The following is a 26802-nucleotide window of genomic DNA, read 5'->3' on the forward strand; positions in this document are numbered from 1 at the left end:
GGGCGCGGTATTGCTACCGCGCCCCTTTTTTGTCTGTCCAGCCTCTCAGCGCCCTTTGAACAAGCCGCCTAAGATGCCGCGTACGATACGGCGCCCGGTGGTGCCTTTCAGCTCTTTGATCACCGCGCTTGCGATGGCATCGCCAAACCCGTCTGATGCCTTGCGGCCCGACCGGCTGCCGCCGCCGCTGCGCGCCCCGCCATAGCGGCGGGCCTTTTGAAACTCGCGGGCGGCTTCATCCTCTGCCTCGGCGGCGGCTTCGATTTTCTCGGCCTCTTTGGCCGCCGCTTCCGCGCGGGCCTTCAGCATCTCATAGGCCGAGTTGCGGTCTTGAATGGTCTCGTATTTCCCCGCCAGATCGGACTCCGCCAGCACCGCCGCACGCTCTGCCACCGTGATTGGCCCCAGCCGAGAAGACGGCGGGCGGATCAAGGTGCGCTCCACCACGCCCGGCACGCCCTTGCGTTGCAGCATAGAGGTCACCGCCTCGCCCACGCCGACCTCGCGGATCGCCTCTTCGGTGTCGAAACGCGGGTTTTCGCGGTAGGTCTCTGCGGCTTGGCGCAGTTCCTTGCGGTCGCGCGCCGTAAAAGCGCGCAGCGCGTGTTGGATGCGGTTGCCAAGCTGGCCCAAGATATCGTCGGGCACATCGGCCGGGTTTTGGGTGACAAAATAGACGCCGACGCCCTTGGAGCGGATCAGGCGTGCCACCTGCTCTACCTTGTCGACCAGCGCCTTGGGCGCGTCGTCAAACAGCAGATGCGCCTCGTCGAAGAAGAACACGAGCTTCGGTTTGTCGGGGTCGCCGACCTCGGGCAGTTCCTCGAAAAGCTCGGACATGAGCCACAGCAGGAAGGTGGCATAGAGCTTGGGCGAGGCCATGAGTTTGTCGGCGGCGAGGATGTTGATCCGTCCGCGGCCTTCGGCATCGCAGCGCATGAGGTCCGACAGCGCCAGCGCCGGTTCGCCAAACAACTGCGCGCCGCCTTGGTTCTCCAGCACCAACAACCGCCGCTGGATCGTGCCCACCGACGCGGTCGAGACATTGCCATAGCGCAGCGCCAAGTCCTTTGCATTCTCGCCCACCCAGACCAGCAGGGATTGCAGGTCTTTCAGGTCCAAAAGGGGCATCCCCTCTTCGTCAGCCACGCGAAAGGCGATGTTCAGGATGCCCTCCTGTGCCTCGGAAAGGCTGAGCAATTGGGCGATCAGCAGCGGGCCCATCTCGGAAACGGTGGTGCGGACGGGGTGGCCCTGCTGCCCAAAAAGATCCCAAAAGGTCACCGGAAAGGATTGATAGGCATAGTCGTCAAAGCCGATCTTTGCCGCGCGTTCGGTGAAGGGGACATGCAGTTTGGCGGTCTCGCTTCCCGCGACTGCAAGGCCGGACAGATCGCCTTTCACATCCGACAGAAACACCGGCACTCCGGCATTGGCAAAACCCTCGGCAAGGATTTGCAGCGTCACCGTCTTGCCCGTGCCCGTCGCCCCTGCGATCAGCCCGTGGCGGTTGGCATAGCCGAGGTCGAGGAATTGCTTGGTCGCATGGTCGGGACCGCCGCCGCCGATAAAGATGTCACTGCTCACGCTGGGGCCTTTCTGTCAAATTTAGCCATTCGTCCGTTCCACTAGAGCATACAAACTTAACCTTTGCGCGCCATAGTGAAGGCACCCCGCCCGCATGTCCTTCTTTCGGGTGGGTGTACTTCCTCCCTGTTAGACTTGGCCGCGCCCTCGGGTGCGGCCCTTTTTCTGCCAAGGACTGTCGCGGGCCCCTGACAGATTGTCGCATTTTTCCTGTTGACCGGCATCACCTGCTTGCCTAACGTGGCATTAATAAGTCGGCCCAGTCCGACGGGGAGAAAGTACACGGAAAGGGGGCGCGCTGCGTCCCCTTTTGCATTTGTGCCGCCTAAACCCTTGAGAACGTAGGGAAACCGCCCCCGCGCAGGTCGGCATGAAATTGCCCGAACCATGATTGAAATGCGGCCATGGCCACTGACAATCCCGCGGCGGCGTGGTAAGGGGCGGTAACGCAACAAATGTGGATATGACATGAGCAAGTTTATGACCGCCCTGCCGCTTTGTGCAGCGCTTGCACTGACGGCCCCAATGACGGCTTTCGCCCAGACCGCCACGGAAGAAGAGCCAGCACAGACCGAAGAGCAGCAGCCCCAGCCCGGCACCAGCGGCAATGCCGCCCAGATCGAAGAACAGCTGAGCCTTGGCGAAGACGCGGACAAAGACCCCGAACTGGGCAAGCCCTACACCAAGAAAGAGATCGGCTCTTGGGAGATGCGCTGCATCAAGACCGAGGAAGAGGTCGACCCCTGCCAGATGTACCAGCTCCTCGCTGATGGCGAAGGCGCGCCGGTTGCCGAAGTCTCGCTTTTCCGTCTGCCTGATGGTGGTCAGGCCAAAGCCGGTGCCACGGTTGTTGTCCCGCTTGAGACCGCCCTGCCCGCACAGCTGACCCTGTCGGTCGACGGTGGCAAAGCCCGCCGCTATCCCTATGCCTTTTGCAACCCGGTGGGCTGCTACGTGCGCATGGGTCTGACCGATGCCGATATCGGCGCCTTCAAACGCGGCAAGCAAGCGGTGCTGACCATCGTGCCCGCCCTTGCCCCGGATCAAGAAGTGAAACTGACACTCTCGCTCGACGGGTTCACCGCGGGCTATGACGAAGTGTCGGTGATCGAGCAGTAAGACACTGCTGTTGACGTGAGTTTAAATGCCGCTCCCGACCTCGGGGGCGGCATTTTTCGTTGCCGGTTCTGGGATCAGGTGCGGCGCAGCGCCAAGACGGCGTTCATCCCGCCAAAGGCGAAGGCATTGCTGAGCGCCACATCGACCTGCGCCTCCCGCGCCTCATTGGGCACCACGTCTAGGGCGCATTCCGGGTCGGGTTCTTCATAGCCGATGGTGGGGGCGATCACCCCATCGCGCAGCGCCATGATACAGGCCAAAAGCTCAACCGCGCCGGTGCCGCCGATGACATGGCCGTGCATCGACTTGGTGGAGGAAATCATCAACCGATCCGCATGGGTGCCGAAAACATCCGCCACGGCGGCGCATTCGGTCTTGTCGTTGGCCGCCGTCCCGGTGCCATGAGCATTGATATAGCCGACCTCTTCGCGGTTGATCCCCGCATCCTGCAGCGCACCCTGCATGGCCCGCGCGGCCCCGGCCTTGGAAGGCATGACGATGTCGCTGGCATCCGAAGTCATGGCGAAACCTCCAACCTCGCAAAGGATTTCGGCCCCCCGTGCCCGCGCGTGGTCATAGTCTTCGAAGACAAAGACCCCCGCGCCCTCGCCTTGCACCATCCCATTGCGGTTGGCCGAGAAGGGCCTGCACGCATCGCGGCTCATCACGCGCAGCCCTTCCCATGCTTTCACCCCGCCAAAACAGAGCATGGATTCCGATCCGCCCGTCACCATCACCGGGCTCATGCCGGAGCGGACCATCGCGAAAGCCTGCGCCATGGCGTGGTTGGACGACGCGCAGGCGGTCGACACGGTAAAGGACGGACCACGCAGGTTCCACTCCATGCTGACATGGCTAGCGGCGGCATTGTTCATCAGCTTGGGCACTACAAAGGGATGCACCCGATTTTTGCCTTCTTCATAAACCGCGCGGTAGTTATCGTCCCACGTGGACACGCCACCGCCCGCCGTGCCCAGAACCACACCGGCGCGGGCGGCCAACTCATCGGTGAAGGTCAGCCCCGACTGCTCAATCGCTTCGCGTGCGGCGGCGAGGGTGAACTGCGTGAACCTGTCATAGAGGGCGATCTGCTGGCGGTTGTAGCGCCCTTCGGCCTCGAACCCGCGCACTTGCCCGCCGATACGGATGGCCAACCGCTCGACATCGCGGAACTCGAGCGAGCCGATGCCGCATTTGCCTTCGCGCATCGCGGCGAGTGTCTCTGGCACCGACAAGCCCAAAGCGTTGATCGTGCCGGCACCTGTGATGACAACGCGTTTCATCCGCTCAGCTCTGTTCGGCCTTCAGCCGCTCCACCCCGGCGACGATGCTGCGCACGGTCGAGATGTCGAAATCGCTTTCGCTGGGGCTGTTGGCATTGAACGGCACGTTGATGTCAAACGTCTCTTCGATGGCGAAAATGCTCTCGACGACCCCCATGCTGTCGATGCCCAGATCCTCCAGCGTGCTGTCGAGCGTGACATCTTCCGGCTCTATCATGGCCTGTTCGGCGAGGATGGTGATGACCTGATCCTGAGTGCTCATGGCGGCGTCCCTCACATATGTCCGCGGCAGGTTTAGTCAGCCTTGTCGGCTTTGGAAACCACCTTTTGCAGGGCCGCGACATCACGCAGCAGTTTGGGAAGACGGCGGAGTGCTTTGTAGATTTCGGTTTGTTTGCTCATCTGCGTGGCGGGGTAGCCCAGCATGGTCCGGCCCTCGGGCACGTTGGACAACACAACCGTCCCGCCGCCCGCGATCACCCGGTCACCGATGGTGATGTTATCGGCCAGACCGACCTGCCCGCCCAGCACGACATTGTCGCCCACGCGGGTCGAACCGCCGACCCCGGCCTGCCCGCAAAGCAGACAGTTTTTGCCGATCACCGCGTTATGGCCGATGTGGACAAGGTTGTCGATTTTCGTGCCATCGCCCACGCGGGTATCCCGGATGGTGCCATTGTCGATGGTGGAGCCCATGCCCATTTCAACATCCGCGCCGATGGTCACCGCGCCGAGCGAATGAATGCGGGTCCAAGGCTGTGGCGCGGCGTCGCCCTGATCGCCCAGCGTTTGCCGGGCTTTTTCGACCGTGGACAGCTCTGCCGTCACAAAGGAGAAACCATCGCCGCCCAAACGCACGCCGGACTGCGCAATGAAGCGTGGGCCGATGGTGACGCGCGCGCCGATGCTGACGTGTTCTCGTAGGAAACAGCCCTCGCCCAATGTCGCATCCACGCCGACAAAGCACAGGGGCCCGATCACGCTGCCCGCGCCAATCCGCGCCCCGGCAGAGATCACCGCCAGCGGCCCGACCGAGACATCATCGCCAAGCACGGCCTCGGGGTCGATCACGGCTGTAGGATGGATGCCCGGCTTGAACCCCTGCCCTTTGTCGAGCATGCGCGTCACACCGGAAAGCGCATAGCGCGGACGGTTTGGCAAGATTGCCGCCTTGAGACCCAGAGCCCGCCAATCCGCGCCTTCCCAGAGCATCGCCACCTCGGCGGCACCCTCAGAAAGGCTGCTGGCATAGCGCGGGTCCATCGCCAGCGCCATCTGACCCTGTTTGGCACTGGCCGGTTCGGCAACGCCGCTGACCTTGAGTTCGATGTCGCCCTCGGCGCTGGCGCCGACGGCTTTGGCGATTTGCTGAACACTATAGGTCATTTCGGGCGGCCCTTACTTGTTGCGCGCCCGAGAGTTACCCCTGAACGCCGCGCAAGGCCACCCCCGCCTTGGCCAGCGCGTTCCAGATCAGCGCATCCCGGCCATAGACGTCATCGCGGTATTCGGTGTGACCACGGGCGTTGGTGACGGCTGTGCGGTAGATCAGATGCACGGGGACCGGCTCTTTCAAGACGATCCGCGTTTCACGCCCGCTGCGCAGCACGGCCTGAAACTCCCCCTCAGGGTCTGCCGATTGCCGTGCCAGAAGCGCATAGGCAAACTCAAACGGCTCGGCCAAACGCACACAGCCATGGCTAAAGGCGCGCACGTCGCGGTCGAACAGGCTCTTGGCCGGGGTGTCATGAAGGTAGATGTTGTATTTGTTGGGGAACATGAACTTCACCAGACCCAGAGCATTGGTGTTGCTGGGCGGCTGACGCATGGAAAAGGGGAAGGTCCGCGCGGTGTATTTGCTAAAATTCACGGCACCGCGGTTCACCTTCCGGCCACTTCTGTCGGTGATTTCAATATGGCTCACCGCATTACGGTTCTGCTTAAGCTGCGGCAGGTATTCCCCAACGATGATCGAGCGTGGGACGTACCAGCTTGGGTTGACCACCATATGCTCCATCACATCCGAAAATTCGGGCGTCGGGCGGTCTTCGCGTGCGGCCCCGACGACAGAGCGGGTTTGGAAAGTGGTCTTGCCGTCGTCGATGATCTTGGACGAGAAGTCGGGAATGTTCACAAGGATATGACGTTTGCCGCGGTCGGTGTTGAACCACCGCTCGCGCTCCAGCGCCACCATGACCGATTGCAGCCGCTGCTCTACACCGATGTTGATCTGCTTCATCGTGGCCGGACCTGCGACACCATCGGTGTTCAGCCCATGGGCCTCTTGGAACTGGCGCACGGCATCGGTGAGGCTGGCGTCATAGCCAACGGCGTTGGACCGCTCCAGATAGCCCATGGCGATAAGACGGTTGCGCAGTGCGATCACGTCATTGCCAGTATCGCCCGGCTCAAGCTTGCCTGCGGGAACCGATGGGCCCCAGCCGCCCTGCGACAGCAGCTTTTCCATCGCGATTTTCTCTTTGAGCAGCGCATTATACTCGAGGCTGCGCGGCGGCAGGGCGCGGAAATAAGCAGCGGGAGTGGATTTGGGCAGGTCTTGCAGATAGGTCTTGCGGTCACGGTAAGGGATTTCACGCACGATCTGGCTGATGATCCGCTTGGGGATCAGCACGCCGGTCTGTATGTCGCGAGCGTAGCGCAGGAAGACGCGGCTCAGTTCAACTTCGGCGAATCCCCGGTCGCGCGGGCTCTGCGCGTTGCGCAGCATGTCCAGAACGGCATCGGGGTTATAGCGCGTCACCGGCAGGCCGTGGTCATCCGCCGTGGTGATCGCCCGCAGCAGTTCCGAACGGCGCACACGGTGTTCCTCGGCGGCGCCGGTCCAGATCGCGGCGTAGTCATTTTCGCGGTAGAAAGCAGCGATATCATCGTCCTGCGCGGCGGCCTCGGCGACCGCCTGTTTGAAGGCAGTGACCTGCGCCGTGGCGGGCGCGGCAAAGATCAACGCCGTGATCATCAGGGCCAGCCCCGCGATAAGATTGGGCAGATGCCGTGAAGATGTCGCGCTGAATCCCATGTCGTTCCCCGTGAATTTACCATTGCCGCCGAGCGACCCTATTGCCTGCCCGGTTTGCCAATAATAAGACGCGCAAGTCCATTCAAATTTCCGTTCGCAGGGAAATCTGGTTTTGGTCTGTGCGCATCGGGCATCGGTTTTCCCTGTAAACATTGGGTTTTTTAACCACATTGCGCAAAAACTTGCCTAAATTTGTACCTCTCGGGAACCTTTCCGATTCAGCCCTTGGTCAGATTTTCCCGCTATGCAATAACAATGTTGCATCTGGGGATGAGATGAATGGCCCATGTAACATCTTGGGTAACTTAGGCAGACGACGGGACAGAGACACATGACAGGCACAAGCTCCTCGGGTATGACCCGACGCGCCCTTCTGGGTGCATTCGCAGCAACCACCGTTGCAGCAGCTCCCACCTTCTCTAACGCGGCAGGTTTTCTGCGTGGCGCTGGCGATATTCGCCGCATCCGCATGTTCTCCGGCCGCACAGGCGAACGGCTGGACATGATCTATTGGATCGAAGGTCACTATATCAAAGACGCCTTTGCCGAGATCAACCACTTTATGCGCGATTGGCGGACGGATGAGGTCACCAACATGGACCTGCGTACCGTCGACATCATGGCCGCGTCGCATAACCTGCTGGATGTGAATGAGCCCTATATGCTCCTGTCCGGCTACCGCAGCCCAAAGACCAACGCGATGTTGCGCTCCCGCTCTAGCGGTGTGGCCAAGAACTCGCTGCACCTCAAAGGTCAGGCCGCTGACCTGCGCCTCGCATCGCGCTCGGTGCATCAGGTGGCCCGTGCGGCGATGGCCTGCGGCGGCGGCGGTGTTGGGCGCTATTCCGGCTCCAACTTCACCCATATGGACTGCGGCTCGGTGCGCAGCTGGGGCGGCTGATCGCAGCCTCTCCGGTGAAATGAGTGGTTTGTTAAGGGCGCCTTCGGGTGCCTTTTTTTTAGCGCGCTTTTGTTGCGCGCGGGCTTTCCCCTGCGATGGTGCGGCTCTACGGTCGCGCTGGAATAAGACCGGGGAGCGACATGCAGCCAAAGGGTACAGCGCGAATTGCGGTGATCGGATTCGGGCCACGGGGCCTTGGCGCGTTGGAGGCCCTGTCACAGCGCCTCAAGACCACCGACCGCCGCGTGCAGATCGATATTTACGAGCCCGGCCCCTACCCCGGCGCCGGACCAAACTTCGCCCCATCAGAGCCGGCCTATTGTCTGCTCAACATCCCATACCGCGATATCGCCATCCGGCCGCCGCAAGGAACGACCGTGGGGCGCTTTGCGGAGTGGCAAGACAAGCCCATCGATCCCGACAGTTTCCCATCCCGCGCCGATATGGGCCGCTACCTTAACGCGCGTTGGGACGATCTTTTTGCACAGGGTTTTAAGAAAACCGGCGCGATGCTCAGGCTAATCCCGGCCCAAGTCTCGCGGATCTCGCGGAAAGACTCAGGCTGGCGTGTGAAATCGAAGTCCGGCGCGGAGGCAGTCTATAACGAGGTCCTTCTCACCCTCGGCCAGCCGCCCGTAGAGGCGGACGCGCAATGGGCCGGTTGGCAAGATCACGCGGCGCAGACCAAGGCGGAGGTCGCGCAGGCCTATCCTGCGGCAGCGCTCGGTGAACAGGCGGCGGGCTGGCAGGGCAAGCAAGTCGCCATCCGGGGCTTGGGTCTGTCGACCTATGACGTGTTGCGCAGCCTGACCACGGCGCAGGGCGGCGGTTTCGATGCGGCGGGCTATCACGCCTCGGGCCGGGAGCCGAGGCGCATTCTGCCCTTCTCGCTCAACGGTCAGCCGCCCTTCCCCAAACCGGGGAATGCCGCCCTCGACGCGTTTTTCGAGCCATCACCGGAGGAGACCGCCCGTTTCACCCAAGCCGCCACGGCAGCGGTCAGCGCGGGGCCTGAGGTGGCACCCTCGCTTATCTCTGGGGTCTTGGTGCCCGTGGTGGCCCGCATCCTTGGGCCGCAAAATGTGAGCGAGGCGGAGGTCTTGGACTGGCTGGAAACGGAATGGTCAGACCCCGGCGCGCAGGACCGTCTGCCCCCGATGGACGCCCTGCGCTATGGGATAGACCTAGCCGCCGGAGAGGTCGCACCAAGCCCCGGCTACGCGCTAGGGCAGGTTTGGCGCAAATGGCAGGATCAATGGCGCGCCGCCTTTAATCCGGGCCACGCAACCCCGGAGACGGCAAAGCGGTTGATAGACTTCGACGAGGGGCTGAAGCGGTATTCTTACGGGCCGCCCCTGTCGTCGGCGCGAGAACTGCTGGCCCTGATTGACGCGGGATTGGTTGATCTGGCGCTCACCATGAACCCCGAAATCGCGGAGACAGAGCAAGGTTGGACCCTCCGCTCACAAGGGCGGGAGGCGAAAGTCTCAGTTATTATCGACGCGGTGCTTCCCGCGCCGGATCTCTCCAACATCAAGGGCCCGCCCCTGCCCGACCTTATCACGCGGGGTTTTCTCGCGCCGGTTTCAACCGATCTGGCCGCGGCGATTGCGCCCGACGGCACCCTATGTGACCAAGGCGGACACCCCGTTCCCGGCCTGTGCCTATTGGGCCGTTTGGCGCTTGGCAGCGTGACGGCGGTGGATTCGCTGCATGATTGCTTTGGCCAATCCGCCGACCGTTGGGCGCAGGGCGTGATTGAGAGACTGTCGGCCTAAAGCGCTGTTGAAAAGCTACAACAGTTTGTGATCCCGTTATAATGATGGAACAGCCCGGCCCTGAAACGGTTTCCCCTTCAACACGAGATTGAAGAATAGGGGAAAGACGCAATGAGAAGACGACATTTTATCACCGGTATAGCAGCCAGCGGCGCAGCATTCAGCGGCGGCCTCGCCACGCCCGCATTGGCGCATCCGCCCAAGGAAATGCCGAACTATGATGTGCCGCCAGAGATGATGCCGCGCAAAGTGCCGATCGCGGCAGGCGCGCCGCCCTATGAGATCCACGTCGATCCCGATAACTTCGCGCTCTACTGGACGCTGCCCGACAATATGGCATGGCGCTACACCGTGGGCGTCGGTCGCCCCGGTCTCTACGAATCCGGTGAGTTCTACGTGGGCGCCAAGAAAGAATGGCCAAGCTGGACCCCGACGCCGGATATGATCGACCGTGAGCCGGAGAAATACGAGAAATACGCCGATGGTATGGATGGCGGTCTGGACAACCCGCTTGGGTCTCGCGGCCTCTACCTCTTTACCGAAGAGCGCGGCGACACCTTTCTGCGGATCCATGGCACCAACGATCCCAGCACGCTGGGGAAGCGCGTCTCCAACGGCTGCGCCCGTCTGGTGAACGACCAGATGGCCGAGCTTTATGACCGGGTGCCGATGAACACCCGTGTGGTGCTTTACGAGCCGCTGGGCTAAGTGATCCCGCAGTACAAACAGAGTGCCCGGAGCGGAGAATATCCGCTTTGGGCATCTTTTTGCCGCCAAACCAAACGCAAAGATTGAAACATTCTACACGGGCTGAGGAGCAGGCCGCGCAGCGGCGTGGGACACGTTCCTGCGACGGGTCTGCAACAGGGCTTGAAGGGGGCATCTGGCCCCTATTTGCAGTGCGCATTAAGCGTTTGAGAGTGATAAAAACCTATACTAACCAGTCCGTTGGACAGTGACCGCCAATTGTTACGGTTCAATCGCGGGGCGTCTCGCTTTGACACGGCGCGGTGAGCCGAGTTGCTTTGTAACAGCGCACTGTCACCCTTTAATATCAATGTATCGAACGGGCCTCCCGACCTCCCCGCCTCTCCCCAGAGCGAGTAAGCCGCCGCCCTTTCCAAAACCTGAAAGGACCTGAAAATGAAACTCTTTATTGTAACTGCCGCCGCCACTTTGATCGCCACTGCCAGCCTTGCCGGTCAGTCGACCCGCTACGAAGACCTGCGGCTCGATACCTCCGTGACCTCTGGCGTCGTCTACGCTGAGCAGGCCGGTGCCACCCGTCCCAACGAACGCGCCGCAGACCTTCGGTTAGAAACATTCTCGGATGATCGCGCGCCTGTCGCCACCTTCTCAACCAACGGCTTGCAGAGCAGCTTGGGCGAAGGTTTTGCCTATGGCGGTTTTGGGGCGGGTAACGACTCCCGCTGAGCCGACGTGAATAGGACTGAGAAGGCCCGGACCGAGAGGTGCCGGGCTTTCTTGCATGCACCAGCGAACGGCCCAGACGGGCTGAAAAACTATATTCTCAAAAAAAGGGGAAAATGGCGGAGCGACAGGGATTCGAACCCTGGAGACGGTCTCCCGCCTACACACTTTCCAGGCGTGCGCCTTCGACCACTCGGCCACCGCTCCGTTGATGCGCGGTTTAGCTTGGGGGGACAGTGAGTTGCAAGAGCGAAATCCCCCCAAGACAGATAAATTTGCCTAACCGCCCAGATGGACATAGACCCGGCGGTTCAACCGGCCCTTTTTCTCAATCTTTCCAAGGCGAAGCGCGCCGATTTCGCCGGTTCGGGCCACATGGGTGCCGCCACAGGGCTGCAAGTCGATGGGGTCTTGCGCGTCACCAATGCGGATCAGACGAATGTCACCCCGCCCGCGCGGCGGCGCGACGGACATGGTTTTGACCAGTTCCGGGGCCGCATCAAGTTCGGCTTCGGTGATCCAATCCTCGCTCACCCGCGCGTCGAGGGAGACGAAGTGGTTCAGGGCCTCTTCCAGCTCCGCCCGGTCTTGGGGCGCATCGGGCATGTTGAAATCAAGCCGTCCGTGGCTGGCCGAGATTTGCCCCCCCGTCACCGGATGCGGGATCACGACCGACAACAGATGCAGCGCCGTATGCACGCGCATATGTTTGTGGCGCCGGTCCCAGTCGAGCTCTTGGGTCACATAGGCCCCGACGGGCGGCAGGGCACGCGGCTCGGCCGGAACCAGCGCGATACGGCCACTGTCACGGTCGCGCACGGTGGTGGCGATGGAGAGTTCCTGTTTGTCCCATGTCAGCCAGCCGCTGTCGCCCGGCTGGCCGCCCCCAGTGGGGTAGAACAGGGAATTGTCCAAGATCACCCCGCCCTCTGGCGTATGGGCCGCCACGCGGGCCGGCGCGTCGCGCAGATAGGTTTCCTCTCGAAACAGTTCGCCTGTCATGCCTGCGGCTCCGCCTTTTCGCTGCCCTCGTCCTGCGCGGGCGCGGCATCGCTTTTCAAAGCTTCAGGATTGCGCAGCCAGAGATCACGCTGGGCAAAGGGAATTTCGATCCCTTCTTCGTTGAAACGCGCGGCGATGGCGTGGTTGATGTCGTTCTTGACCTTCATCATCCAATTGACATCCCGCAGGTAGCAGCGGACCTCGAATTCCAGCGCGTCGGCACCGAAGTTCAGGAACAGCACCGCAGGCGGCGGGTTGGTCAGCACGATGGGCTGCGCTTGGGCGATCTCTTGCAAGATGCCTTCCACCCGTTTGGTATCGGTGCCATAGGCCACGCCCACGGGCACGATCAGGCGGCCCACGGTATTGCCGCGAGTGTAATTGGTGACCGTGCCGCTGATCAGATCGGCATTGGGCACGATGACATCGGTACGGTCAAAGGTCTCGATCCTTGTCGAACGCACCGAGATGTCGCGCACATAGCCCATCTGGCCGCCCACCTCGATCCAATCGCCTTCGGAGATCGGGCGTTCGATCAACAGGATGATCCCGGACACGAAGTTCGACACCACGTTTTGCAGACCGAAACCGATACCGACCGACAGCGCACCGGCGACATAGGCAAGCGCGGATAGGTCGATCCCGGCCCCGGTAATGGCCAGCAGCGCGGCGAGGAAAATACCGACATAGCCAATCCCCGAGACGATGGCGTTCTGTCCGCCGATGTCCATCCGCGTCTTTGGCAAGACGTTGCTGCGCAGCGCACCTTGAATAAGACGGGTGGCGGCATAGCCGATCACGAAAATCACCGCGAAAGAGAGGAAGTCCGTCGGACGGATCCGCGTCTCGCCAAAGGCGAAGCCTCGGCTGAACAGTGCCCAAAGCTCGGTCAGGTCGGTGACCCGCGCGCCCCATGCCAAAGCCATCACCGGCAGCGAGAGCAGCAGCAGGATCAGGCCAAAGAACACGGGCATCAGCGCATCGCGTGCCTGAACGCCCTGCCCGGTCATTGCGCCGTAGACATCCGCCAAGAAGCGTTGCAGCGTCATCACCAGCCCCAAAAGGACCAATGTGGTGACATAGGGAGGCAGCAGCGACACGGCGGCGTTGTAATAGCCACTGATCAGCAAGAGCGGTGCCACCACGGCCACAATCATCGCGCCCAAGCCTAGGCCGCGCACCACGCGGCTCAGGGTCGATACGCGCGGCTCTTCAGAGGCAGGTGTATCCTCCGGCACCGGCTCGCTGTGACCGTGCAGAATGCGACCAATGCGGAACAGGGCAAAGGCGCTGAGCAACATGACAGGCAGGCGGAGCACTGCTTCGGTGGTCTCAGCCGGTTGCTGCCCGTCGAAAATCGCACGGATAATCGCGCCCAGAATGACGGTCACTGTGATGATGCTGACGTAAAAGCGCACGGCTTTCCGCTCGGGGCGCGGAAGCAGGATCAGCGCCTCGTCTTCGTCGCGCGAAAACACCCGCTCGGCCACCCAGCGAACGCCGAGCATCGCGCCGCCAATTACAGGGAGAAGCTGCACCAAGGCAGAGCCGCGAGGCCCCAGCCAATCGGTCGCCAGTACGGCCATGGCCAGCAGGACCAGACCGACCGTGGGCAGGATGATCCGCAATAGCGAAACGACGAAGCGCCAGATGCCGAAACCGCGCGCGCCAAACTGTTGGAGTCGCCCGACGATTGTCGTCGACCAGTGGTGACCGCGGAAAATCAGCACCAGGCCGAGTACGGTGAGCCCCAGAACCGCAGGGAGCGATGATCTCAGGTTGCGACGTGCGGTATCGGCATCATCCGGCGCTTCGGCGGCGATTTCACCCGCTGCGGTGGCTAAATCGTCGATTGCCGTGCGCCAGTGAACCGGGTTGAGCGGCGTGGGCACGACCTCCATTAACTGTTCGGTCTGACGTTCGCGCAGTGCCACGTCGATTTGGCCGATCAGCGCATCGGCGCGCAGGTACGCCGCTTCGGCCCGCTGAACCGGCGTCAGCAGGGTGTTGAGCTGTCGGTTCAACTCTTCGCGGTTGGCGGCAACCTCGGGCGATTCCGGTTCGGCCCCTTCACCTTCTGGCGGGGTGCCGAGCGCGGCCAATTGTTCCCGCAGCGTGTTGATCCGCGCCGCGTTCAGGTTTCGCGCCGCGTCAAATTTCGCGCGATAGTCCACCAGCCGGGCGCGCTGCACCTCAAGCATGGTTTCGGTGGTATCCGGCGCGTCGATGGCTTCTTCAGCGGTCGAGGCGACGGATTCCCATTGGTCAAAGTCCGGCAGAACCGGTTCTTGAGCGACAGCCGCACCGGTCAGCCAGACCAGCAAGACGGTGAGGCCGAGGGCGAAGCGGAGCATTTGGGTCATGTATCCTCGAAAACACCTGGGATGGATTGTGGTGCGGCATCAAGCCAGTTGGGCGTTGGCAGCCCCTTCTCGCGGAGGAACTCCGGGTTGAAGAGCTTGGACTGATAGCGCGTGCCGAAATCGCAAAGCACGGTGACAATCGTATGCCCCGGCCCCATCTCTTTCGCCATGCGGACGGCCCCCGCGACATTCACGCCCGAAGACGCACCAAGGCAAAGCCCTTCGTTCTCCAGCAGGTCAAAGACCACCGGCAGGGCTTCTTCGTCTGAGATGTTGTAGGAGTAGTCCGGTTTGAACCCTTCGAGGTTCGCGGTAATCCGTCCCTGACCGATGCCTTCGGCGATGGAACTGCCCTCGGCCTTCAACTCGCCTTGGGTGTAGTAGTTGTGCAGTGCCGCGCCATCGGGGTCGGCCAGTGCGATTTTCACGCCCTTGGGCTGCAGCGCCATGGCCACGCCAACCAGCGTGCCGCCAGAGCCGACCGCACAGCAGAAACCATCCACTTTGCCGCCTGTCTGTTCCCAGATCTCGGGGCCTGTCGTCTCAATATGCGCCTGACGGTTGGCGGTATTGTCGAACTGGTTGGCCCAGATCACCCCTTCGGGCGTGGTCTTGGCCAGTTCCTTGGCCAAACGCTCGGAATAGCGGACGAAGTTGTTGGGGTTTTTGTAAGGAGCCGCAGGCACCTGCACCAGTTCGGCACCGGCAAGCCGCAGCATGTCTTTCTTTTCCTGCGACTGGGTCTCAGGAATAACGATAACGGTTTTGAACCCCATCGACGCGCCCACAAGCGCAAGCCCGATGCCGGTGTTGCCCGCCGTGCCTTCGACAATGGTGCCGCCGGGCTTCAACTCGCCCCGCGCAATGGCGTCGCGGATGATGAACAGCGCCGCGCGGTCTTTGACCGACTGACCGGGGTTCATGAATTCCGCCTTGCCCAAGATTTCGCAGCCGGTCTCTTCGCTTGCGCCGCGCAGCCGGATCAGCGGTGTGTTTCCAATGGCCTCGGCCAGATCTTTTGCAACCTGCATGTTTGCCCCCAGTTCATGTTCCGTCCGGTTTAGCTGTCGCGCTCGCGGACCTCAAGCGTTCGCGGTGGCGGGCCAGCCAATAGGCGCTTGCCACCAGTGGCGCATTGGCAAGCGCCTGCGCATCGGCCAAGGCCATCAGATCGTCAAAGGACATCAAATGCGACCGTATATCCTCGCCCTCCGAGGCCAAACCGCCCGTGCCGATGATATGATCCGGCAAATCCGCCAATCCCACGAAAATGTGAAAGAATTCCGTGGCATTGCCGGGAGAGGCGTAGACGTTTCCTACGGGTTCCAAGGCGCCTAATGTGATCCCCGCCTCTTCGAGCGCCTCGCGCCGTGCGGCGGCCTGCGGTGTCTCACCGGGATCAATATGGCCCGCGATGGGTTCCAACTGCCAGCAAGTGTGATCGCCCCGCGCCAAAGGGCCCATGCGGATCTGCTCAACCAACAGCACGCGGTCGCGTGCGGGGTCATAAGGCAGCACCAACGCCGCATCCGCGCTGACAAAGACCGCGCGGTCGATCTCTTCGGAGATGGCACCGTCGAAGGTCTCATGGCGGAGGGAAATTTCATCAAGGGCAAAGAACTTTGCGTAAACGCGATCTCGGCCGGTAATCTCAATCTTTCCGTCGAGGGCCAGCGGATCATGCGCGCCCGTTTCAGCCAGCACCTGTTGATGGGCGCGGCGGCGGATCATCGGGAACATCGCGTCGACCTCGGCGCGGGGGCGTTTGCCCATATAGCTCATCACCTCGCGCGCCGCGTGGCACGACAGCGCAGCCCAATCGGCCTCCCATGCCTCAAGCGACCATGGCCCCTCACCCGTCCAGCGCCCCGGTTGCGGCAGATAGACCTCTGCCGCCTTCCCGTCTGCCAGCGTCACCGGCACCAGATCATAGTCAAAGGCGCCTTCATAGAAATCGAGCCGGGCGAAATCATCCGCGCTGAGCCCCTGCACCAGCAAGCCTTCGGCCTGCGCGGCCTCGCATGTCTCAATCGTGGGAAACGGCCCCTCGGCGGCGGCTGAGACGCGGTAGCCCGGCAAGGTCGCAGGCCGCAGGTCAATCGCTCCGGCGGAACGGCCAAGCACAATTTCCAAAAGCGGCAAATGCCGCAGGGTGCCGTAAATAAAAAGATGTCGCATGGGGATCAGGACCAACGGTTATAAGCAAATTCGGTCAAAAGACCTGCGATCACAGCCCCGACAACGAGCGCCATACCGATGGGAAGTGTGGCGATCATCACCCCGAACTCCGCGCCGATCTGGAACACGGCAACGATGGCTTCGAATGGGTCGTCATAGCGGTTGCGCAGGGCCAGACGGACCATCTCATTCGCCGCCTGCAAGAAAATCGCCCAGAGCATCAGCACAAAGACCCCGGCCAACCCGTTATTGATCGCGGCCACTATGCCGCGCCCGGCGCGCTTGCCCATCACTCGCCAGCCCACCACAAGGCCAAGAAGGACGTTCAGCGGGAGGAAATACCCGAAATCCGTGCTTTCCGGCATCAGGGGCACCACCATGCCCGACAAAACAAAGGCCAGCACCGCGAGTGAGATCGCTGCCATAAGTCGTGCACCAGTCGGCATTTTCCGGCTCCTTGCGGGGATGGACCGCAGGGGCGGTCACACAGGTCGCCGTACCGTAATCTGCGTCACGTCGCAATTGCCACTGTCAAATGTCGCGGCACAGGAAGTGAGGTAAAAATTCCACATCCGGCGAAAGCGTTCGTCAAAGCCAAGCGCGGTGATCTGATCCCATTTTGCGTTAAAGGTCTCATGCCAGCGGCGCAGCGTGATGTCATAGCTCTTGCCGAACTCGACCGAGCGGTCGACCACCAGACCGGCGCGTTCTACCTGCTCGCGCAGCACCTTTGGGCTGGGCAACATGCCACCCGGAAAGATGTATTTCTGAATGAAATCCACGCCGCGTTTGTAAACATCCCAGCGGGCGTGATCGACGGTGATGATCTGTAGCGTGGCTGCGCGTCCGGGCTTCAGCCTCTGGCGGACGGTCTCGAAATAGATCGGCCAATATTGCTCGCCTACCGCCTCGAACATCTCGATACTGGCGATCCCGTCATAGAGCCCGCGTTCATCGCGGTAGTCCTGCAATTTAAAGGTCACTCGGTCTGACAGCCCGGCTTTTTTGATCCGGTCCACGGCGTATTTATATTGCTCGGCACTGATCGTCAGCGCGGTGACGTGCAAGCCCCGTTCGGCAGCGGCATATTCAGCGAAACCGCCCCAGCCGCAGCCGATTTCCAACACGTGATCGCCCGGTTGAACCCCCATCTGATCGACCATGGATTTGTATTTGGCGGTCTGCGCGGCCTCTAGCGACATCTGCGCGCCGTCCTCGAACATGGCCGAGGAATAGGTCATCGTCTCATCCAGCCAAAGCCCGTAGAACTCATTGCCAAGATCATAGTGCTTGCTGATGTTGCGTTTGGCCTGCTTGCGGTTGTTGCGTTGCAGCCAAAAGCGGAACTTTTCGAACTGGCGCAGCAACCCTTGGCCCGGAAAGCCGTCGTAAACCGTCTCGTTCCCCGCATGCACCAAATCCATGAAAGCTTGGAGGTCTGGGGTGGACCACCATTCATCCAGATATGCGTCGCAGAAACCCAAATCGCCCTCGCGGATCAGGCGGGCAAAGAGGTCATCGTTGTGGATGTGCACCTCGGCCACCGGGCCGGGTTTGGCCCCTTCGGCCCGGAACGCGCGGCCATCGGGCAAGACGAAATCCACCCGCCCATGCTGCATCGCCTGCGCCATGGCAAAGACCTGCGGGAAATAGCGCGGCAGACCCTTCTGCCCCTCTGTTGTCGTCAGCTTCATACCTCGGTTCCGTTCTTGTTCTTGGCGCCTACTGTAACCGCAGGCTGCTGTTTCGCAAAAATTTAAAATTCACGATTGCGGTAGGCATCAAGCGCCCGTTCGCGCCCTTCCGAAAGATCGACGATCGGGTCGGGATAGTCGTCATCCGGGCTGAGGCCCCAGCGGCGCGGGACTGCGTCGAAATAGGCCAGCGCATCCTTGCTTGGCTTCGCGCGGCCCTCGGCGATCCAGCGGCGGGTATAGTCTCGGCCCTTGTCGAACCGATCAAGCTGGGTCTCAGGATTGAAGATGCGGAAGAACGGCGTTGCATCGGGGCCAGAGCCTGCGGCCCACTGCCAGCCCATCGCGTTATTGGCCGGATCCCAATCGATCAGGTGCTCTTCGAACCACTTTTGGCCGATGCGCCAGTGACACATGAGGTGTTTGGTCAGATAGCTCGCCACGATCATGCGGCCCCGGTTGTGCATCCGCCCGGTCACCTGCAATTCGCGCATGGCGGCATCGACGAATGGCACGCCGGTGCGCCCCTGTTTCCACGCTAAGACCTCGGCGCGGCGCTCATCCTCGTTCCACGGGAAAGCCTGCCATTCCTCGCGCCAGTTTTGGTCAAGGATGCGCGGCGTGTGGTACATCAGATGATAAGCAAACTCGCGCCAAGCGAGTTCTTTCAGAAAGGTCTCTGCCCCCCGCTTGCCTTCTTGCATCGCACGCTGACCGGCATGCCAGCATTGCGCCGGGCTGATTTCGCCCAAAGAGAGGTTTTCGGACAGTGCAGAGGTGCCGTCTTCGCCCGGCATGTCGCGGCTTTCATCATAGCCTTCGACGATATGCGCGATGAAGGACCCCAGCCGCGCCTGTGCTGCGGCCTCGCCCAGACGGACAAAGGGGCGCACGATATCACGCCCGCGCTGCATCTCGGCGTCCATCTGCCAATCGTCCAAGGCGTCTCTCTCGGGCCAGTCTTGGGGTGCTGCAATTTCGCTCGGGGTCGCCACGGGTGCCGCCACATCGCGGCCACGGACGGATTTCCAATAGGGGGTGAAGACCTTGTAAAAACCGCCGGTCTTGGTCTCGACCGTCCAAGGCTCGAACATCAGGTGTCCGGCAAAGCTGCTGGCCTCAATGCCCCCCTCTTTCAGCGCATCTTTGACCTTGGTGTCGCGGTCGATCGCGGCGGGATCATAGAGGCGGCTCCAATACACCGCCCCAGCCCCGGTCTGCTTGATCACATCGCGCAGAACGTCCAGCGCATCCCCGCGCCGCAGGGTCAGACGGCTGCCCTTTTCTGCAAGCGTCTCCCCCAGACAGGCCAGCGCCAGCCCCAGCCGAAACTTCGGTGCGGACCCCAGAGCCTCTGACTGGTCGTCATGAATGAAAAGCGGGATCACCGGGCGGCCCGACTTGCAGGCCGCCGCCAAAGCGGGCTGATCGCTCAGCCGCAGATCGCGGCGGAACCACATGATAATCGGGGAATTTTCGTTCACGTTCGGTGTCTTGCTCCTGGCCTGACCCCGAAACATAGCGCCCCCGCGCCGGGGTCAAGGCTCAGAGCAGATCATCCAGTGCGTTCAGCAGTTTATCCATCTCGTCCTTGGTGGTGTAATGGGTGAAGCTTAGCCTTAGCACGCCCTTGCTGTCCTCCACCCCCATCGCGCCAAGCGCACGGCCCGCGTAGAAGGTCCCGCCGCCCGCCATGATGCCCCGCTCGGCCAGCGCCTGCGCCACGTCAAAACCGGGCCGGTCAAGCGCCAGTGCCACCGTCGGCGCACGTTTTTCCGCATCGCTCGGGCCGATCAGCCGCACGGAATTCCGCGCCGCCATGGCGTCCAGCAGCGGTTGCAGCAAAGCCGTCTCATGGGCCCGCATCGCATCATGCACGGCGACACCGCGCGCCGTCGCATCGGCGCTGCCGCCGATGTGGTGGGCGTGGAAAGCGTCGATATAATCCGCCATGCCTGCGCTGGCCGCGATCTGTGCATGATCCGGGCCCGCCGGGGTGAACCGTTTATAAAGCACATCGCCGTTGAAGTGATGCGCTTGGTTCGGCAGCAGTTCCGCCAGCGCCCGGCGGATAACCATGACGCCCTGATGCGGCCCAAAGGTCTTGTAGGCGGAAAAGAGGTAGATATCCGGCCCCAGCCCCCCGACATCGGCAAAGCCGTGGGGCGCATAAGACACGCCGTCAACGCAGACGAAGGCGCCAGCGGCATGGGCCAGCGCCGTGATCTCGGTCACCGGGTTGATTTCCCCCACCACGTTGGAGCAATGCGGAAAGCAGACCAGCCTGACCTTCTCGTCCAACAGATCTTCAAGCTTGGCTGGATCCAGATGCCCCGTCTCTGGATCGATCTGCCATTCGCGGATTTCGATCCCCCGCTCGGCCAGCCGCCGCCATGGGCCGGTGTTGGCCTCATGGTCTTGGTTGGTCACGACGATCGCCTCACCGGGCTGCAGCATCTGGCCGAAGGCCTGTGCCAGCACATAGGTGTTTTGCGTGGTCGAGGGGCCAAAGCTCAGCTCTGCCGGTGTCACGCCGAGGATTGCAGCCATGCGGGTGCGGGCCTCGTCCATCTCCTCTCCGCCAAGGCGGCTGGCCTCGTAGGGGGCGTAGGGCTGCACCTTTCGCTGGGTGTAAAAGCGATGCAACCGGTCGATCACTTGGCGGCAGGTGTAAGACCCACCGGCGTTCTCGAAAAAGGCCTGCCCCTGAAGGCTCGGCTCGGCAAAGGCGGGGAATTGGGCGCGGACCCAGTCGGAATCAATATGCATGGCGCGAAGGTCCACCGCTGCGCGGCCAAGGTCAAGCGCCCAAAGAAAACGGCGGCCCCAAGGAGCCGCCGTTGTTGGTGTCGCACTGCCTGTGGGGCCTAGCGAATTTTACGCTCGTCCTGCAGGCCGCGGAAAATGCAGAAGCACATGAACAGCAGCAGCAGCGTGAACAACAACCCGGTAGAGATCACCATGGATTGCAGCGCCGCCAACCCGCCGCCGATCAGCAGAGCGATGGCCACGGCACCTTCAAAGATGCACCAGAACACCCGCTGCGGCACCGGCGCGTCGACCTTGCCGCCTGCGGTGATCGTGTCGATGACCAGCGAGCCGGAGTCCGACGAGGTGACGAAGAACACCACCACCAGCACGATGCCGATGAAAGAGGTGATCGAGGCCAGCGGAAGCGCGTCCAGCATCTTGAACAGCTGCAGCGGCAGGCCCGCATCTTGGGCTGCGGTGTAGCCATCGTTCAGCACCTGATGGATCGCGGTGCCGCCAAAGATCGACATCCACAGCACACAGACGAGCGACGGGATCAACAGAACGCAAACGATGAATTCGCGCACGGTGCGGCCCCGGCTGACGCGGGCGATAAACATGCCGACGAAAGGTGACCAGCTGATCCACCACGCCCAGTAGAACGCCGTCCAACCTTGGGAGAAGTTCACGTCTTCGCGGCCAAAGGGATTTGCCAGCGCGGGCAGATACTCAATGTAAGCCACCAGCGAGTCCCAGAAGAAGGTCAGCAGGAACACTGTCGGACCAACGATCAAGGTGAACAGCGCCAGCAAGGCGGCCAGCCCCATGTTGATCTCACTCAGCACCTTCACGCCGCCATCAAGGCCGCGCAGCACCGAAATCAGCGCCACGGCAGTGATGAGCGAGATCAGAACGACCTCGGAAGTGGTGCCAATCGGGATCCCGAACAGCTCGTTCAAACCCGCGTTCGCCTGCGTCGCGCCCAGCCCCAGTGAGGTGGCCAGACCAAAGAGCGTGGCAAAGACCGCGATGATGTCGATGATATGCCCGGGCCAGCCCCAAACACGTTCGCCCAGAACCGGGTAAAAGGCCGAGCGGATCGTCAGCGGCAGACCTTTGTTATAGGTGAACAACGCCAGCGCCAGCGCAACGACCGCGTAGATCGCCCAAGGGTGCAGACCCCAGTGATAGATCGTCGCCGCCATGCCAAGGCGGAGCGAACCGGCCTCATCACCTGTTGCCGCGCCCAGAGGGGCCCAGTCGGTGCGCAACCCGTTCTCTGTCGTGATTTCGCCCATGGAGGTCGAGAAATGCGTCAGCGGCTCGGACACGCCGTAGAACATCAGCCCGATGCCCATGCCCGCGGCGAAAAGCATCGCGAACCAGCCCAGATAGGTATAATCCGCAACCGCCTCATTACCGCCAAGACGGACATTGCCGAAAGGCGTGACAATCAGCAAAAGCGCAAAGATCACCACCAAATCGGCAGCGCCGATCAGGAACCAATCAAAGTTCTTGGTCGTAAAGTTGAACATGGCCGAGAAGATCGCGGCGGCCTGCTCTGGCAATGCAATGGTGTAAAAGACGAAGATCACCACAGCGATCCCCGAAATCAGAAAGACCGGGTTGTGAATATCCAGCCCGAACGGCCCGATCTGCCGCTCGATATTGTCTTGACCGATTTCATAATCGGTATTGATGACATCCGCCTTGCCCTCAGGCTCGGGGATGCCGTGCGAATTTGTATCGCTCATAATCTGTTCCCTCTTTGATGACAGATCACCACGCAGGACGCGGCTTCTGTTTTTCTCATCCGTGCGCAAAGGATAGAGGCTTGCGACCATTGGGCAAGCTCTTGCGGCCAAGCTCCCTTGGAAACTTGGCTAAAACGACCTTTTCGTTATCCGCTGCGACGTAAGTTTGGGGGGTTACCCTGTCCCGAGCGCCGCTGCAATCGCATCGGCCTGTTCGCGAATCCGGTCCATGTCCCCTTGGACGCCGGGCGGGCGCAGCTTGTCGCCCTCATGGCGGGGCAAGATATGGTAGTGCAGGTGAAAGACCTCTTGCCCGCCCGCGGCTTCATTAAATTGCTGCACCGTGATGCCATCAGCACCAAAGGCCCGCAGGCAGGCATTGCCGACCTTTTGAACCGTCGCCAGACAATCGGCCAACTGCGTTTGGCTGGCGTCGAGCATATTGCGGCAAGGCGACTTGGGGATCACCAAGCAATGCCCCTCGGCGCGGGGCATGATGTCCATAAAGCAATAGGTCTTGTCGTCTTCATAGACCTTGAAGCTGGGGATTTCCTTGCGCAGGATCTTGGCAAAGATATTGTCGTCGTCATAGGTGGCCATCATGCTCTCCTTCTGGCGGTCGGGGCGGCGTGGACCATTAACCACACCGCCCCGCGCCGAGGCAATATCAAGCGTTTACGTCGACAACCACCCGGCCCTTGACCTGCCCTTTGAGGATGTCCGCACCGAGTTGGGGCAAATCGCTGAGACCCGCGGGTTGAACCATCGCCTCCAGCTTCTCCATCGGCAGGTCTTTCGCCACCCGCTCCCATGCGCGCAGACGGTTTTCATAGGGCTGCATGACGCTGTCGATGCCCAACAGGTTAACGCCGCGCAGCAAGAAGGGGATCACCGTGGCGGGCAGTGCCGCGCCGCCCGCAAGGCCCACTGCAGCGACGCTCGCGCCATATTCCATCTGCCCCAAAACACGGGCCAGCATCGCGCCGCCAACGGCGTCAACACAGCCGCCCCATGTCTCGCCCTCGAGCGGGCGTTTGACCGTCTCATTAATCTCATCGCGCGCGACAATCCGGCTGGCCCCGAGGCTTTTGAGGTAGTCCTCGGTCTCGGGTCGCCCGGTGACGGCTGCCACCTCATAGCCGAGGTTGGCAAGGATCGCAGTCGCGACCGAGCCCACGCCACCCGCGGCCCCCGTGACCAGCACCGGCCCTTTCTTGATCCCGTGGTCTTCTAACGCCATCACCGCCAGCATCGCGGTGAAGCCCGCCGTGCCCACGGCCATCGCTTTGCGCGTATCCAAACCCTTGGGCAGCGGCACCAGCCAGTCGGCCTTGACCCGCGCCTTTTGCGCATAGCCACCCCAATGCGCCTCGCCTACGCGCCAGCCGGTCAGCACGACCTTGTCGCCGGGTTTGTACCGCTCGTCACTCGACGTCTCGACCGTCCCGGCAAAGTCGATCCCCGGCACATGGGGATAGTTGCGGACCAGACCACCGCCGGGCCCAATGCAGAGCCCGTCTTTGTAGTTCACAGTCGAATATTCCACCGCGACCGTCACCTCGGCTTCGGGCAGTTGATCCTCGGTGATCTGGGTCACCTCAGCATGGGTCTTGCCATCGTCATCTTTGTTCACGATCAACGCATTAAAGCTCATCTTTCATCTCCTTTTCAGGTTTCAATTTGCCGGGCCTCAGGCCCAGAAACTCTCACGCACGGTCACATCCCGCAGGCCCTCCGGTGTCTCAACCTGCAACCGTGTGCCCGGATCCCAATGGGTCATCCGCACCATTCCAATGGCGACATTCACCCCAAAATCGGGCGACCAAATGGTCGAGGTCACCTGCCCCACGCGCTTGTCACCTGCCATCAGCGGCCAAGCTCGGTCACAAAGCGGCACCGGATCGCCCGCAATCTCTAGGGGGCGTATCTGTTGCACCGGGCCTTCCTTGGCCACCCGTAGCAGCGCATCTCTGCCGATACAGCCCATCGCGGCATGGGTGTCGCAAAGCTTGCCAAGGCCGCATTCATGCGGGGTGTTATCGTCGGTCATGTCATTGCCATAGCTCAACATTCCGCCTTCGATCCGCTCTATTAGATTTGGACAGCCCGCGCGGACGTCCAAATCGCGCCCCGCCTCGAACAGAGCATCCCACAGCGGCATGGCGATATCCGCGCCCTCTGCGTAGATCTCAAAGCCGCCCTGTTTGGAGTAGCCAGACCGCGCGATATTCATGGCGCGCCCTTGGAAGTGGAATTCACCGAAGCGGAAAAACTTTACCTCCCGCACCGCCGCACCAAAGAGGCGTTCCATCAGGTCTTCGGCCTTTGGCCCCTGCACTGCCAGCAGGTTCACATCCGGCTCGTCCACCAGCACATCTAGGTGATAACCGTTGCATATCCCCTTGGCCCAGAACAATAAATCACTGTCAGCGATGGAGATCCACCAGCGATCCTCGGCCAGTTTCACCGCCACCGGATCATTAAGCATACCGCCCGTCTCATCGACGATCGGCACATAGACGCAGCGCCCCGGCGCCACTTCACGCAGATCGCGCGGTGTCAGCATTTGCATCAACCGCGACGCATCCGGCCCCCGCAGCTCAACCTGTCTTTCGCAAGCCACGTCCCAGACTTGGACGGCTTTCTTCAAGTGATGGTAATCGGCCTCGGTGCTTTCAAAGACGGTGGGCAGCAGCATTCGGTTATAGACGGTGTAGGCCTTCACGCCTGCCGCCTCTACCCCGGCAGAAAAGGGCGTGCGCCGTATCCGGCGTGAGGGGGAGAGTTCAGCCATCACACGTCCTCCGGCATTAGGATAAGATCGGTCACTGGCGCATCGTACCCGGCGCTGGTCAGCATGGCATGCACTTGGCCCCGATGATGGGTCTGGTGGTTAAAGAAATGCACGACGGTTTGCGCCAAGGGAGTGGTAAGCTCGCGCTGCATGATGCCGGAATACCATGATAAATCGGCGTCCAAAGTCTCCTGTCGAAGGCCTTGGGCCCAATCCTTTATCGACGCGTCGCACTCGCGCCGCGTGGTGTGCCAAGCCATGCCGGTGGGGCAAAGTTCGGTGTCCGGACCCTCTGGCCTGGGCAAGGCGGGATCAAAACGGGACAACCAGATTTGATCACACCAAAGAAGATGGTTGAGGGTGCCCAAGATCGAGCCGAAAAACGCCTTGCGATCTTGCGTTAACGCATCCTCGTCCATCACCTCAATAACGCTTGCCAACTGACTGTTTTGCCAAGCGTTATATCGCGCCATTTCCTGAGCATAACCGGGGGTGATCACGCAGCACCCTGCCAATCGATCGCGCAGACCTCAGCCGATTTGCCGCCGAAATCCCAAACCCGCCCATAGTCGCGGACCTTAGATTTCACCCCACGCGCCGCCACGATATTCGGTCCCATCCAATATTTGGAGTTGGTGATCTTCACCGGTTCGCCCGGTTCGGCCCCGGCGAGCAGTTCGATCTCGCCGTTGATCTTCCGGCCGATGTTAATGACACGGCGGTTGCCGTCGCGAATAATCTCAACGGGGGCACGTTCGGCGCCGATGATCTCACTCACCAGCATGGTAAACAGCCCCGTCGTGCCGCCCGCCGCGCCGCTGAAGATTTTCAACAGCCCGTCATAGGCCGCCTCGCTCGCGCGGTCGTCCACATAGGCGGCGACCTTCCAGTTCCCCTCGCCCATACGGCCAGGGATGTCGACCAACAGGCCCACGTTCAGCCCTGCCAAATCCTCCCCTTCGAAATGGCCTTCGTCGATCACGATGCCCATCCACGCATGGCAGTGGCCTTCGGTCGGCAGATGCGCGCCAAGGCTGACCACGCAGGGGCAGAAGACGTCGCAAGAGCAGTTGAGGAAAAGCTCGCCTTTTACGGCCCAATTCGCGGGTGTCATCTCTCTGTTTGGCATA

The 26802-nt window shown here is 61.6% G+C and carries 24 protein-coding genes and 1 tRNA gene; 5 read left to right on the plus strand and 20 right to left on the minus strand.

Annotated elements, in window-relative coordinates:
- Positions 1-45: 45 nt before the first annotated feature.
- On the minus strand, positions 46-1587 hold the full coding sequence (locus R1T45_RS13725; protein WP_317389335.1) for a helicase HerA-like domain-containing protein: 1542 nt from the start codon (positions 1585-1587) through the stop codon (positions 46-48).
- A 468-nt stretch (positions 1588-2055) separates the two neighbouring features.
- On the opposite strand from R1T45_RS13725, the gene R1T45_RS13730 reads away from it, so the two are divergent.
- The gene (locus R1T45_RS13730) at positions 2056-2706 is read left to right on the plus strand and encodes an invasion associated locus B family protein (RefSeq protein WP_132443400.1); all 651 of its coding nucleotides are present in this window, start codon (positions 2056-2058) and stop codon (positions 2704-2706) included.
- A 74-nt stretch (positions 2707-2780) separates the two neighbouring features.
- Here the strand turns inward: R1T45_RS13730 and R1T45_RS13735 are convergent, their stop codons facing one another.
- Genes R1T45_RS13735 through R1T45_RS13750 form a run of 4 tightly spaced genes read right to left on the minus strand, consistent with a single transcriptional unit; the run spans position 2781 to position 7026 of the window.
- Positions 2781-3989 (minus strand): beta-ketoacyl-[acyl-carrier-protein] synthase family protein, encoded by a 1209-nt coding sequence (locus tag R1T45_RS13735; RefSeq protein ID WP_317389336.1) that lies wholly within the window; start codon positions 3987-3989, stop codon positions 2781-2783.
- A gap of 4 nt (positions 3990-3993) precedes the next feature.
- Positions 3994-4251: an acyl carrier protein gene (locus R1T45_RS13740; RefSeq protein WP_007119669.1), complete on the minus strand. Its 258-nt coding sequence runs from the start codon at positions 4249-4251 to the stop codon at positions 3994-3996.
- Between the two features lie 32 nt (positions 4252-4283).
- Positions 4284-5375 (minus strand): UDP-3-O-(3-hydroxymyristoyl)glucosamine N-acyltransferase, encoded by a 1092-nt coding sequence (locus R1T45_RS13745; RefSeq protein WP_317389337.1) that lies wholly within the window; start codon positions 5373-5375, stop codon positions 4284-4286.
- Positions 5376-5409: 34 nt separating this feature from the next.
- Entirely contained in the window at positions 5410-7026 is a 1617-nt protein-coding gene (locus tag R1T45_RS13750; RefSeq protein WP_317389338.1) for a murein L,D-transpeptidase, read from the minus strand.
- A gap of 331 nt (positions 7027-7357) precedes the next feature.
- Between R1T45_RS13750 and R1T45_RS13755 the strand changes: the two genes are divergently transcribed.
- The 4 genes from R1T45_RS13755 to R1T45_RS13770 all read left to right on the plus strand — a co-directional run bounded on the left by R1T45_RS13755 (position 7358) and on the right by R1T45_RS13770 (position 11139).
- On the plus strand, positions 7358-7927 hold the full coding sequence (locus tag R1T45_RS13755; protein WP_120351067.1) for a YcbK family protein: 570 nt from the start codon (positions 7358-7360) through the stop codon (positions 7925-7927).
- A gap of 140 nt (positions 7928-8067) precedes the next feature.
- Complete coding sequence (locus R1T45_RS13760; protein WP_317389339.1) at positions 8068-9705, plus strand: FAD/NAD(P)-binding protein; 1638 nt, start codon at positions 8068-8070, stop codon at positions 9703-9705.
- 111 nt (positions 9706-9816) lie between these two features.
- The gene (locus R1T45_RS13765; protein ID WP_386283378.1) at positions 9817-10413 is read left to right on the plus strand and encodes a L,D-transpeptidase; all 597 of its coding nucleotides are present in this window, start codon (positions 9817-9819) and stop codon (positions 10411-10413) included.
- Positions 10414-10848: 435 nt separating this feature from the next.
- Entirely contained in the window at positions 10849-11139 is a 291-nt protein-coding gene (locus R1T45_RS13770; protein WP_132443405.1) for a hypothetical protein, read from the plus strand.
- Positions 11140-11253: 114 nt separating this feature from the next.
- Here R1T45_RS13770 and R1T45_RS13775 read toward each other — a convergent pair.
- The 15 genes from R1T45_RS13775 to R1T45_RS13845 form a co-directional block, all read right to left on the minus strand.
- Positions 11254-11343 (minus strand) — tRNA-Ser (locus R1T45_RS13775).
- A 72-nt stretch (positions 11344-11415) separates the two neighbouring features.
- A complete protein-coding gene (locus tag R1T45_RS13780) occupies positions 11416-12138 on the minus strand; it encodes an alanyl-tRNA editing protein (protein WP_067936316.1) in 723 nt (240 codons plus the stop codon).
- Positions 12135-14501 (minus strand): DUF3772 domain-containing protein, encoded by a 2367-nt coding sequence (locus R1T45_RS13785; protein WP_317389340.1) that lies wholly within the window; start codon positions 14499-14501, stop codon positions 12135-12137. The genes R1T45_RS13780 and R1T45_RS13785 overlap by 4 nt, the downstream gene beginning before the upstream one ends.
- Positions 14498-15532 (minus strand): cysteine synthase A, encoded by a 1035-nt coding sequence (locus R1T45_RS13790; protein ID WP_317389341.1) that lies wholly within the window; start codon positions 15530-15532, stop codon positions 14498-14500. The genes R1T45_RS13785 and R1T45_RS13790 overlap by 4 nt, the downstream gene beginning before the upstream one ends.
- Before the next feature lie 13 nt (positions 15533-15545).
- Positions 15546-16679, minus strand: a complete 1134-nt coding sequence (locus R1T45_RS13795) for an NUDIX domain-containing protein (RefSeq protein WP_317389342.1) — start codon at positions 16677-16679, stop codon at positions 15546-15548.
- Positions 16680-16684: 5 nt separating this feature from the next.
- The gene (locus R1T45_RS13800) at positions 16685-17125 is read right to left on the minus strand and encodes a TrgA family protein (RefSeq protein WP_317389343.1); all 441 of its coding nucleotides are present in this window, start codon (positions 17123-17125) and stop codon (positions 16685-16687) included.
- A 36-nt stretch (positions 17126-17161) separates the two neighbouring features.
- Positions 17162-18373, minus strand: coding sequence for an SAM-dependent methyltransferase (locus tag R1T45_RS13805; RefSeq protein WP_120351059.1), 1212 nt, complete (start codon positions 18371-18373; stop codon positions 17162-17164).
- Between the two features lie 62 nt (positions 18374-18435).
- A complete protein-coding gene (locus tag R1T45_RS13810; RefSeq protein WP_317389344.1) occupies positions 18436-19857 on the minus strand; it encodes a deoxyribodipyrimidine photo-lyase in 1422 nt (473 codons plus the stop codon).
- Positions 19858-19918: 61 nt separating this feature from the next.
- Positions 19919-21142 (minus strand): aminotransferase class V-fold PLP-dependent enzyme, encoded by a 1224-nt coding sequence (locus tag R1T45_RS13815; RefSeq protein ID WP_317389345.1) that lies wholly within the window; start codon positions 21140-21142, stop codon positions 19919-19921.
- Between the two features lie 98 nt (positions 21143-21240).
- Positions 21241-22878: a BCCT family transporter gene (locus R1T45_RS13820; protein ID WP_206054257.1), complete on the minus strand. Its 1638-nt coding sequence runs from the start codon at positions 22876-22878 to the stop codon at positions 21241-21243.
- A 174-nt stretch (positions 22879-23052) separates the two neighbouring features.
- Complete coding sequence (locus R1T45_RS13825) at positions 23053-23478, minus strand: HIT family protein (RefSeq protein WP_120351056.1); 426 nt, start codon at positions 23476-23478, stop codon at positions 23053-23055.
- Between the two features lie 67 nt (positions 23479-23545).
- Positions 23546-24532: an acryloyl-CoA reductase gene (gene acuI, locus R1T45_RS13830; RefSeq protein WP_317389346.1), complete on the minus strand. Its 987-nt coding sequence runs from the start codon at positions 24530-24532 to the stop codon at positions 23546-23548.
- A gap of 36 nt (positions 24533-24568) precedes the next feature.
- Entirely contained in the window at positions 24569-25672 is a 1104-nt protein-coding gene (locus tag R1T45_RS13835) for a dimethylsulfoniopropionate demethylase (RefSeq protein WP_317389347.1), read from the minus strand.
- On the minus strand, positions 25672-26172 hold the full coding sequence (locus R1T45_RS13840; protein ID WP_317389348.1) for a DinB family protein: 501 nt from the start codon (positions 26170-26172) through the stop codon (positions 25672-25674). The genes R1T45_RS13835 and R1T45_RS13840 overlap by 1 nt, the downstream gene beginning before the upstream one ends.
- Positions 26169-26801 carry a DUF1326 domain-containing protein gene (locus tag R1T45_RS13845; RefSeq protein WP_317389349.1) on the minus strand — a complete coding sequence of 211 codons (633 nt, stop codon included), beginning with the start codon at positions 26799-26801 and terminating at the stop codon, positions 26169-26171. Before R1T45_RS13845 ends, R1T45_RS13840 begins: the two co-directional genes overlap by 4 nt.
- Between the last annotated feature and the right edge of the window lies 1 nt (position 26802).

This window comes from Sulfitobacter sp. LC.270.F.C4, assembly GCF_032922545.1.
Taxonomy (GTDB): domain Bacteria; phylum Pseudomonadota; class Alphaproteobacteria; order Rhodobacterales; family Rhodobacteraceae; genus Sulfitobacter; species Sulfitobacter profundi.

What these genes read in the sequence shown, in the direction of transcription:
- R1T45_RS13820 (WP_206054257.1), bottom strand. Translation starts at nt 22,878, where the DNA reads ATGAGCGATACAAATTCGCACGGCATCCCCGAGCCTGAGGGCAAGGCG.
- R1T45_RS13770 (WP_132443405.1), top strand. Translation starts at nt 10,849, where the DNA reads ATGAAACTCTTTATTGTAACTGCCGCCGCCACTTTGATCGCCACTGCC.
- R1T45_RS13750 (WP_317389338.1), bottom strand. Translation starts at nt 7,026, where the DNA reads ATGGGATTCAGCGCGACATCTTCACGGCATCTGCCCAATCTTATCGCG.
- R1T45_RS13730 (WP_132443400.1), top strand. Translation starts at nt 2,056, where the DNA reads ATGAGCAAGTTTATGACCGCCCTGCCGCTTTGTGCAGCGCTTGCACTG.
- R1T45_RS13835 (WP_317389347.1), bottom strand. Translation starts at nt 25,672, where the DNA reads ATGGCTGAACTCTCCCCCTCACGCCGGATACGGCGCACGCCCTTTTCT.
- R1T45_RS13795 (WP_317389342.1), bottom strand. Translation starts at nt 16,679, where the DNA reads ATGCGACATCTTTTTATTTACGGCACCCTGCGGCATTTGCCGCTTTTG.
- R1T45_RS13800 (WP_317389343.1), bottom strand. Translation starts at nt 17,125, where the DNA reads ATGCCGACTGGTGCACGACTTATGGCAGCGATCTCACTCGCGGTGCTG.
- R1T45_RS13845 (WP_317389349.1), bottom strand. Translation starts at nt 26,801, where the DNA reads ATGCCAAACAGAGAGATGACACCCGCGAATTGGGCCGTAAAAGGCGAG.
- R1T45_RS13815 (WP_317389345.1), bottom strand. Translation starts at nt 21,142, where the DNA reads ATGCATATTGATTCCGACTGGGTCCGCGCCCAATTCCCCGCCTTTGCC.
- R1T45_RS13755 (WP_120351067.1), top strand. Translation starts at nt 7,358, where the DNA reads ATGACAGGCACAAGCTCCTCGGGTATGACCCGACGCGCCCTTCTGGGT.
- R1T45_RS13760 (WP_317389339.1), top strand. Translation starts at nt 8,068, where the DNA reads ATGCAGCCAAAGGGTACAGCGCGAATTGCGGTGATCGGATTCGGGCCA.
- R1T45_RS13790 (WP_317389341.1), bottom strand. Translation starts at nt 15,532, where the DNA reads ATGCAGGTTGCAAAAGATCTGGCCGAGGCCATTGGAAACACACCGCTG.
- R1T45_RS13745 (WP_317389337.1), bottom strand. Translation starts at nt 5,375, where the DNA reads ATGACCTATAGTGTTCAGCAAATCGCCAAAGCCGTCGGCGCCAGCGCC.
- acuI (WP_317389346.1), bottom strand. Translation starts at nt 24,532, where the DNA reads ATGAGCTTTAATGCGTTGATCGTGAACAAAGATGACGATGGCAAGACC.
- R1T45_RS13765 (WP_386283378.1), top strand. Translation starts at nt 9,817, where the DNA reads ATGAGAAGACGACATTTTATCACCGGTATAGCAGCCAGCGGCGCAGCA.
- R1T45_RS13825 (WP_120351056.1), bottom strand. Translation starts at nt 23,478, where the DNA reads ATGGCCACCTATGACGACGACAATATCTTTGCCAAGATCCTGCGCAAG.
- R1T45_RS13785 (WP_317389340.1), bottom strand. Translation starts at nt 14,501, where the DNA reads ATGACCCAAATGCTCCGCTTCGCCCTCGGCCTCACCGTCTTGCTGGTC.
- R1T45_RS13735 (WP_317389336.1), bottom strand. Translation starts at nt 3,989, where the DNA reads ATGAAACGCGTTGTCATCACAGGTGCCGGCACGATCAACGCTTTGGGC.
- R1T45_RS13780 (WP_067936316.1), bottom strand. Translation starts at nt 12,138, where the DNA reads ATGACAGGCGAACTGTTTCGAGAGGAAACCTATCTGCGCGACGCGCCG.
- R1T45_RS13740 (WP_007119669.1), bottom strand. Translation starts at nt 4,251, where the DNA reads ATGAGCACTCAGGATCAGGTCATCACCATCCTCGCCGAACAGGCCATG.
- R1T45_RS13805 (WP_120351059.1), bottom strand. Translation starts at nt 18,373, where the DNA reads ATGAAGCTGACGACAACAGAGGGGCAGAAGGGTCTGCCGCGCTATTTC.